The sequence below is a fragment of the Halapricum sp. CBA1109 genome, assembly GCF_009741825.1.
In the GTDB taxonomy this organism is placed as follows: domain Archaea; phylum Halobacteriota; class Halobacteria; order Halobacteriales; family Haloarculaceae; genus Halapricum.
This window is the reverse complement of record NZ_WPCA01000131.1, coordinates 1-7,476: the sequence shown is the minus strand read 5'-3', so window position 1 is coordinate 7,476 and position 7,476 is coordinate 1. Positions and strand designations below refer to the sequence as shown.

The window sequence follows — 7,476 nt, the reverse complement described above, 5'->3', positions numbered from 1 at the left end:
GACCAGCGCCGGCGGCGGGTGACTGACGAGAAATCGCGGGAGCAACCGGAACCCGACAGCGAACACGAGGAGTGCGCCGACGCCGGCCGCGAGGAAGTGGCTCGCGCCCGCGAAGCCGTTACCGGTGACCGACGGAAGCCCGGCCGCGGCGGCGACAGTCTCGTAGGCCCCGGCGAGGAGATACGCGAGGACCATGGGGACGAAGGCGTTGGCGAAGCGGTCGACGCGCCGGCGGTCGGCGTTCGCGTCGCCGGTCCCCGTCTCGCGGCCGATGAGGTTGTCCCGGACGGTCCAGAGGAGCGCACCGGCGAAGCGACTGCACCGAGCGCCCAGCAGACGGCCGCGGCGTCCCGAGAAGCGGCGGTGTCGCGGGGAACCCCGAAAGGGCGAGGCCGCCGGCCCCGGCGGAGAGCAGCGGAAGGGTGACGACCGGTGCGTGCGGCACACCGCGAGCGAGCGGTCGAAGTACGAGGGGACGAGCGCGTACCCCTTTCCGGCGACGGTGTGCAGGACGAAGCCGTAGAGGCCGAGCGCGACGGCCGTTCGCCGTGGCGCGCCGCCGAGCGCCGCCAGTTGCCACGCGAGTAGAAACAGTGCGCCGACGGCGACGTGTCGGCGGGCCCACCGGGAGACGCTCTCGGCGCTCATCGCCGGAGCCATCGCAGGGCCGACCGACAAGTCTTGTCCCGAACGGCCGCCCCCACCCGTTTTCATCGTCCGGCCCGACAGCGGGCGTATGGACGACTCGACGGCCGACCGACCGCTCGGAGAGCGGGTCGGGACGGCGCTGACCGACAGCGGAGAAACGCTCGCAGTCGCCGAGACGGCGACCGGCGGATTAGTCGGGGCGTTGCTGACCGACCGCCCCGGAGCGAGCGCGTATCTCGACCGCGTGCTGGTCCCCTACGACTACGACGCCCTGCGGGAGTTGCTCGCGGTCGACCGGGAGACGCTCGACGCCCACGGGGCCGTCAGCGAAGCGGTGACGGCCGAGCTGGCGAAGGCCGCCCGCGACACCGCCGACGCGACGTGGGGCGTCGCAAACACCGGCATCGCCGGCCCGGGCGGCGGCACCGAGGACAAACCCGTCGGGACGGCCTTCGTCGCCGTCGCCCACGCCGCCCCGTGGGAGAGCGGCGACTCGACGACGGTAGTCTCGTGCTACCGCTTGGAGGGCGACCGCTCGACCGTCCGGGAGCGACTGGCCGAGCGGACGCTTTCGGACCTCCTGACCGCCCGCGAGGAGTGAGTCACAGTCGCCCGAGGGGAAACGTTTGTACCGACGGCCGACTTCCGAGTAGGTGTGAACAAACGCGGGCACGTGACGAACGCGATTCTGCTGAGTATCGGCATCGGAATCCTCCGGGAACCGACGGTGAGCCTCGAGGCCGCCCGGAGCGTCGCGGAGGTGTTCGTCCCGGTGATCCTCGGTGCGCTGTTCCCCGACGTCGACACCGCCTTCGGGAAACACCGCAAGACCCTGCACAACCTGCCGGTGTTGGCAATCGTCCTCGCGTACCCGCTGGTCTTCGAGAACCTCCAGTTCGTCTGGATCGGCGTCCTCACCCACTACGTACTCGACATCTTCGGATCGAAACGGGGTATCGCACTCTTCTATCCCTTCTGGGACGAGGAGTACGGCTTCCCTATCGGCGTCACAACCTCCAGCAAGTGGGCCGGCCCGATGACCATCGCGGTGACGGCCTTCGAGTTGACCGTCGCCACCGGTATCGTCCTACTCGCCCCGCCGGAGGTACTCGACCTCGGCGCGCAGGCCGTCGGCCTTCAGTAGACCCGGCTGTCGTCGAACCGCCCGCCGTAGGCGACGTGTCCGGGGTGGGTCGGTTCCATCCCCGAGAGAAGGAGTCGGTCGACCTTCTTGACGCTGTTCTCGTACCCCAGATCCGCGAACTCCGCCAGACACCGGAGCCGGTGGGCCATACCGCCGCGTCGCTGGACCCGCCGGGACGCTCCCTCCCGGAACGCAGTGGCGAGGGTCGCGCTATCGGTTATCTCTCCCTCGAAGGCCGTCCACACCTCGCCGACGGTCGCACGGCGGTGGGCGTAGGAGGACCCGAACGTCGGCAGCCCCGTCTCGCGGGCGATGGTCTGTGCCCGTCGGTTGTGCCGCGGCCAGTGCTTGGGGTTGTACACCTCGACGGCGTCGATGACGTCGGCGTACCGGTCAATCTGTTCGCGCGTGAGACTCACCGTGAGAAACTCCGGATGTGGGACCAGCACGGCCGCGTCCTGTCGGTCGAACTCGGCCATCGCGGCGTCGAGCGAGATGAAATCCGGCACCGGATCCGAGAGGCCGACGGCGAGGACGTGCCGGCGGTCACGCCAACTGCCGGTGAAGACCTCTCTGGCGGGGACCACCAGTAGCTCCTCGTCGCTGAACCGCTCGCACGCTCTCGGATCGTCGGGAGTCGCTCGAAGTGGGGGGCGTACACCAAGACGTCCAGTCCGCGGTCTTTCGCCCGCTGGACCACCCGTTCGTCGAGCACCTTGACGTGTGGATCCACCCGGACGACGTCGTCGTCCATCACTGGCCGCCGTTCGATTGGCCCGGAGAAATGGATTCTGGTTCGGCACAGAGCGGGTGGACTTATACCCCTCCCCGTTCGTACGACTACGTATGACACAGTGGGAGTGCGCCATCGAGGGCCACGGCGAGACCTTCGACCGCGTCGAGGACCTCATCGTCCACCAGGCGACCGCACACGACCGCGCCGAGTGCAAGGTCTGTGGCACGGTGCTCCCGGACGGCTACTTCGCCATCCGGCACGCCTTCGAGGAACACAGCCGGGCTGAGTACGTCCGGGCCTACGACGCCACGGCCGCCGAAGTCCGCCAGCGTGAGTCCGTCAAGGAGAGCATCGAGGAGAGCGCCGACATCCGCGAGGTCATCGACCGCCTCGAAGGCGGGACCGGCGGCCTCTGAGCGGTCGCTCCGCGACCACTCTCTGCCTTACTCACCTGCCTCTACTCGCCTGTGGACGCAGCGGTTCGGGCACGGAGCCCTCACTGGCCTGCGTCCCCAGCCTCGAACTCGTGTCCACATTCGGGACAACACACTTCGTCGTGGCGCAGCGCCGCCGAGTGCTCGCGCACGTCCCGCATCACCGAGGATATCTGGTCCTCGGCGGCCAGTTCCTGCTCGACGGCCAGGTCGACGCCCTCGACCTCCAGCAGGAACTTCGCCACCTCGGTCACCTCGTACATCACGTCGTCCAGTTCCTCAGCCGTGTAGAAGTCCGACATCGCGCCGTAGAGGAAGGTCGCGCCCGCCTTCCGGACCTTCTCGTCGAAGGACGACCGTGCCTGATTCACGGCCTGTGGCGTGTACGTATCGGTCATAAAGGGGACGAGTTCGGGCAGGTTCTCGCCGATCTTCGTCATCTCGACGCCGGTTTCGGTGCGGAAATCGGCACAGAGACGGGCGATGGCCCACTCCCGCGCGGTGACGTACGTCCGCTCGCGCAGGAACTCGTTCGCCCGGTCGTATGTCGCGGTGTCTATCTTCTTGAACCGGTCGTACTTCTTTACGTCCTCGGGAATCTCGTCGTCCGGGGCCGCGTCGTCGCCGTCCGCCGTCTCCGGCGTCTCGGTGTCGGGGGAGTCGTCCATAGAGGTGGGTCCGGCCGCCCGGCGAAAAAGGGTATCGCCGCCGAGCGAGCGGTGGACTTTAGCGGGTCGCCGCCGAGAAGGGAGATATGAAGGTCCTGCTCGGAATCGGGGGCAGCGACCGCTGCTGGGAGGCCCTCTCCCAGACGGTGGCACGGGCGAACGAAGCCGGCGACGACCTGACGGTGGCCGTCTACGAGGACGACGCCGTCGGCGAGTCGACAGCGACGATAGCGGACCGCGTCCGCGAGGAGGTCGACGAGGCCGGCCTCGACGCCGACGTGCGGTCGGTCTCGGGCCATCCCGGCGGCGCGCTGGTCGAGATAGCGGACGGCGAGGGGTTCGACCGCCTCGTCGTCGCCGGTGGCTCCCGGAGCACCCTCGGGAAGATTCAACTCGGCGGTGTCGCCGAGTTCGTCGTCCTCAACTCCGAACGCCGGTGACTCTGCTCCGATGACTGGCGAGCGAATCTACCCGGAGGCGGTTTCCGGACCGTTTCCCGACCCGCCACGGACGACGACCGACGGCGAGGGGCGGTCCATCACCATCGACGTCGTCGACCCGAGCGACCGCACACTGTTGCTGGAGATGTATCGGGAGTTCAATCCCGAGGACCGCGCGCAGGGCATCCCACCGATAGACGACCACGCCATCGAGCGCTGGCTGGACAACGTCATCGAGGAGGACTGTTACGGCGTCCTCGCGCGACACGACGGCGACGCCGTCGGCCACGCGATGCTCGTCCCCGACGAACAGGACGCCCACGAACTGGCCATCTTCGTCCTCGGTAGGTACCAGTCGGCCGGCATCGGAACGATGCTCGTCAGGACACTGCTGGGCCACGCACAGGACATCGGCCTCGACCGGGTCTGGCTCACGGTCGAGCGCTGGAACGACGCCGCCATCGCGCTGTACAAGAAAGTCGGCTTCGAGGTCTGTTCTAGCGAGAGCTTCGAGATGGAGATGTCGATCCGGCTACACTGAGAGGACGGGCTGGCTGGCGTGTGAGAGGACGTGTTCGGCCGCCTTCGCCAAAAGCGCCGTCGGGTCCTCGCGGACGGACTCCCGCGGGACGACGATCAGGTCCGCCGAGATATCCGTCGCCGCGTCGAGGACGACACTGACCGGACTACGGGCCAGCGACCGCTGTGAGAACCCCGCCGCCGTGGATGCGGTCACGTAGACGGTGCCGTCTTCGACGGCCTGCAGCCCCCCCGTCGCCGCCGCGAGGAACTCGGCCTGTTCGGTGGCTATCTCCGACGGGACGAGGTCCGGGTCCTCCCGCGGGTCCTCCTCGACCAGATGGAGGACGTGAATCTCGGCACCGTAGGCGGCGGCGACCGCGACCGCGTACTCGACAGCACGGCTCGCGGCCGGCGTTCCGTCGACCGGGACCAGAATCGTCTCGATTTCGACGCTCATCTGCCACGCACTCGACGCGGCGACGGCAAAAAGCCACCTCTTCGTCCCGGCTCCGAGCGGTCGTCCCATTTATACCCCGACCGGCGTAATGGGAGGTATGTTCGATACGATAGTGCTTGCGACCGACGGCTCCGACAGCGCCGAGCGAGCGGTCACGCTCGCGCTGGACCTCGCTGGCCGGTTCGACGCCGACGTCTACGCCTGCTACGTCCGCGACGAGACGGCCGACACCGACGACGGCACGGACGCTCTCGCGGCCGTGACCGACCGCGACTCGTCCGTGACGACCGTGACACGCGAGGGCGACCCGGCGGCCGAAATCTGCGCCTACGCCGAGGAGATAGCGGCCGACCTCGTCGTCACCGGGACCCGCGGCCGCGGCGGCGCGAACGGGACCCTACTGGGCAGTGTCGCCGAAGCGGTCGTCGGCCAGTCGCCCGTACCGGTGTTGACGGCCCGCCTACTCGAGGAGGACGCCGACGTGGACGTCCCGGTGCCGAACGGGGGGTCTTGACGTGGACGACCGGATCATCGACGGCGAGACGCTGCCCATCGAGCGCAAGTCTATCCTTCCCGGCGAGGGATTTTTCCGCCCGGACTCGGTCGAAGCCGAACAGACCGAACGCGAGATAGAAGCGGCGCTTGCCGACGCCGAGACGGTCGTCGTCGCCGACCCCGACGCCGACGGACTGGCCTGTACGGCCCTGATTCGACTGGCGGCAGACGGGGCCGCGCTGATCCCCGCCAGCCCCCACGACCTCGCTCGACGCCTCGCGTGGACCGCAGAGTACGTCCCCGAGGACGCCGCCGTTTACGTCTGTGACCTCTGTCCCGACGACCCCGGGGATATCGAACCGGTCGAGGACCTCGTCGCCGCCGCGGAGTTCGTCCGCTGGTTCGACCACCACCAGTGGGACCCCGACCTCGCCGCGGCGGTCCGAGCGGCCGACGTGGACCTCGTCGTCGGTCCCTCCGAGGAGGTGTGTTCGGCGGACGTGACCATCGAGGAACTCGACGCCGAGTTCGAACAGCGCTATCACGACCTCGTGGCCGTAACGCGCGACCACGACCTCTGGATCCGCGAGGATCCGCGCAGCGACGACCTCGCGGACTACTCCTACTGGAGCGAACCCGAGGAGTATCTGGAGACGATCACCGACCACGGCGCAGACCTCCCCGAGGAGGTAGAGGAATACCTCGCAGAGCGACGCGTCGAGAAGGAAGCGCTCATCGAGAAGGCCGTCGAGCGCGCGGAACTCCGGGAAGTCGGGCCGTGGACCGTCGGCGTCACCTACGGCCGCTGTTCACAGAACGAGGTCGCCGAGACGCTCCGAGAGCAGGGGGCCGACGCCGCCGTCATCGTCAAACCCGCCGGGAGCGCGTCCATCCGCGGCACCGAGAACTTCGAGCGGTGTCACGAAGTCGCGGGACAGGTCGACGGCGGCGGCACCCCCGCGCGGCCGGGTGCAAGCCCGACATCTACGACGATATGCTCGATTACGCCCACCACTGGACGACACGCGGCGCTGTCGCCAAGCAGGCCATTATCGACGCCTTCCAACGGTTGGACCCCGAAGAAGAACCAGCGGACGCGGCGTAGCGACTCTTATTCGCTCTCGTCTGCGAGCCACTTCTCGGCGTAGCGTTCCCCGCAGGTACAGACCGCGTAGCCGTGGACCACGTCGCCCTCGGTGTAGATGCCTTCGACGTCGTCGGTCTGTTCCTGGACGAACGAGAAGACGATACGAGCGGTGTGGTTCTCCTCGGGTTCCTCTTCCTTGGCGGGACAGACGCCGCCCGAGAGGTCCCGGTGGATGTCTCCCTCGGTGCCGACCGCCTGCTGTGAGAGTTCCATCGGGTCGATGCCGGCGGCCTTCTGGAAGGCGCTGCGGCCCTGTTCGCCCGGGAGGACGAGGACCACGCCGTCCGCGACAGATTCCGCGTACTCCTCGAGTGCGCCGATGTTCTCGACGGCGTCCTCGTGGAGGAAGAAGGCCACGTCGTCGGGCCGGTCGCCGGCGAGGAACGACTCCAGTTTGCTCATACCGCCAGAAGGTCGTCCGGGTGGAAAAGAACCGCGATGCGGGGCGGTGCGGTGGCCGCGGGAGCGTCTCGTCGCTCCCGTCGGGGAAGGGCAGGCCTGCTGTTGTGGCCGCGGTGCTGTGGCGGTCCAGTATACGGCGCCGCAGGCACCGTTTCACTGCTCGCGCAGCGCCGCTGGCGCAAGCGAGCAGAGTACGTTTCCCCACGTTTTTTCTGACCGAGCGGTGCCCGCAGCGAGCGAAGCGAGCGAGGACACCCGAGGGAGGAAAAAGTGGTAGTGGCAGGCCTGCTGGTGCGGTGCTGTTGCTGTGGCGGTCCAGCATACGGCGCGAACGCAGTGAGCGCCGTTTCACCGGAATCGCCGTCGGCGATTCCGGCCTTTTT

The 7,476-nt window shown here is 68.2% G+C and carries 9 protein-coding genes and 3 pseudogenes; 7 read left to right on the top strand and 5 right to left on the bottom strand.

Annotation, left to right across the window (positions count from 1 at the left end; all coding sequences use genetic code 11):
• Positions 1–648, bottom strand: a pseudogene (locus GJ629_RS12820) (hypothetical protein); the annotation flags it as partial.
• A gap of 88 nt (positions 649–736) precedes the next feature.
• On the opposite strand from GJ629_RS12820, the gene GJ629_RS12815 reads away from it, so the two are divergent.
• Both GJ629_RS12815 and GJ629_RS12810 read left to right on the top strand, forming a co-directional pair.
• On the top strand, positions 737–1,249 hold the full coding sequence (locus tag GJ629_RS12815; protein WP_157513400.1) for a CinA family protein: 513 nt from the start codon (positions 737–739) through the stop codon (positions 1,247–1,249).
• 54 nt (positions 1,250–1,303) lie between these two features.
• Positions 1,304–1,792, top strand: a complete 489-nt coding sequence (locus GJ629_RS12810; protein ID WP_370515905.1) for a metal-dependent hydrolase — start codon at positions 1,304–1,306, stop codon at positions 1,790–1,792.
• Here GJ629_RS12810 and GJ629_RS12805 read toward each other — a convergent pair.
• Positions 1,786–2,546: pseudogene (locus GJ629_RS12805) on the bottom strand (PHP-associated domain-containing protein). The gene GJ629_RS12810 and the pseudogene GJ629_RS12805 sit on opposite strands and share 7 nt — an antisense overlap.
• 92 nt (positions 2,547–2,638) lie before the next feature.
• On the opposite strand from GJ629_RS12805, the gene GJ629_RS12800 reads away from it, so the two are divergent.
• On the top strand, positions 2,639–2,944 hold the full coding sequence (locus tag GJ629_RS12800; RefSeq protein ID WP_157513399.1) for a hypothetical protein: 306 nt from the start codon (positions 2,639–2,641) through the stop codon (positions 2,942–2,944).
• 80 nt (positions 2,945–3,024) lie between these two features.
• On the opposite strand, the gene GJ629_RS12795 is transcribed toward GJ629_RS12800, so the two are convergent.
• Complete coding sequence (locus GJ629_RS12795) at positions 3,025–3,783, bottom strand: DUF5806 family protein (protein WP_370515904.1); 759 nt, start codon at positions 3,781–3,783, stop codon at positions 3,025–3,027.
• Between GJ629_RS12795 and GJ629_RS12790 the strand changes: the two genes are divergently transcribed.
• A complete protein-coding gene (locus GJ629_RS12790; RefSeq protein WP_157513398.1) occupies positions 3,717–4,070 on the top strand; it encodes a universal stress protein in 354 nt (117 codons plus the stop codon). The genes GJ629_RS12795 and GJ629_RS12790 overlap by 67 nt on opposite strands.
• A 10-nt stretch (positions 4,071–4,080) precedes the next feature.
• Positions 4,081–4,611, top strand: a complete 531-nt coding sequence (locus GJ629_RS12785; protein ID WP_157513397.1) for a GNAT family N-acetyltransferase — start codon at positions 4,081–4,083, stop codon at positions 4,609–4,611.
• Here the strand turns inward: GJ629_RS12785 and GJ629_RS12780 are convergent.
• Positions 4,603–5,049 carry a universal stress protein gene (locus GJ629_RS12780; protein ID WP_157513396.1) on the bottom strand — a complete coding sequence of 149 codons (447 nt, stop codon included), beginning with the start codon at positions 5,047–5,049 and terminating at the stop codon, positions 4,603–4,605. The two genes, GJ629_RS12785 and GJ629_RS12780, sit on opposite strands and share 9 nt — an antisense overlap.
• Before the next feature lie 97 nt (positions 5,050–5,146).
• Here GJ629_RS12780 and GJ629_RS12775 point away from each other — a divergent pair, with 97 nt between their 5' ends.
• On the top strand, positions 5,147–5,563 hold the full coding sequence (locus tag GJ629_RS12775) for a universal stress protein (protein WP_157513395.1): 417 nt from the start codon (positions 5,147–5,149) through the stop codon (positions 5,561–5,563).
• Between the two features lies 1 nt (position 5,564).
• Positions 5,565–6,649 (top strand): annotated as a pseudogene (locus GJ629_RS12770) (DHH family phosphoesterase).
• 6 nt (positions 6,650–6,655) lie between these two features.
• On the opposite strand, the gene GJ629_RS12765 reads toward GJ629_RS12770, so the two are convergent.
• The gene (locus tag GJ629_RS12765) at positions 6,656–7,093 is read right to left on the bottom strand and encodes a DUF5807 family protein (RefSeq protein ID WP_157513394.1); all 438 of its coding nucleotides are present in this window, start codon (positions 7,091–7,093) and stop codon (positions 6,656–6,658) included.
• Positions 7,094–7,476: the final 383 nt, after the last annotated feature.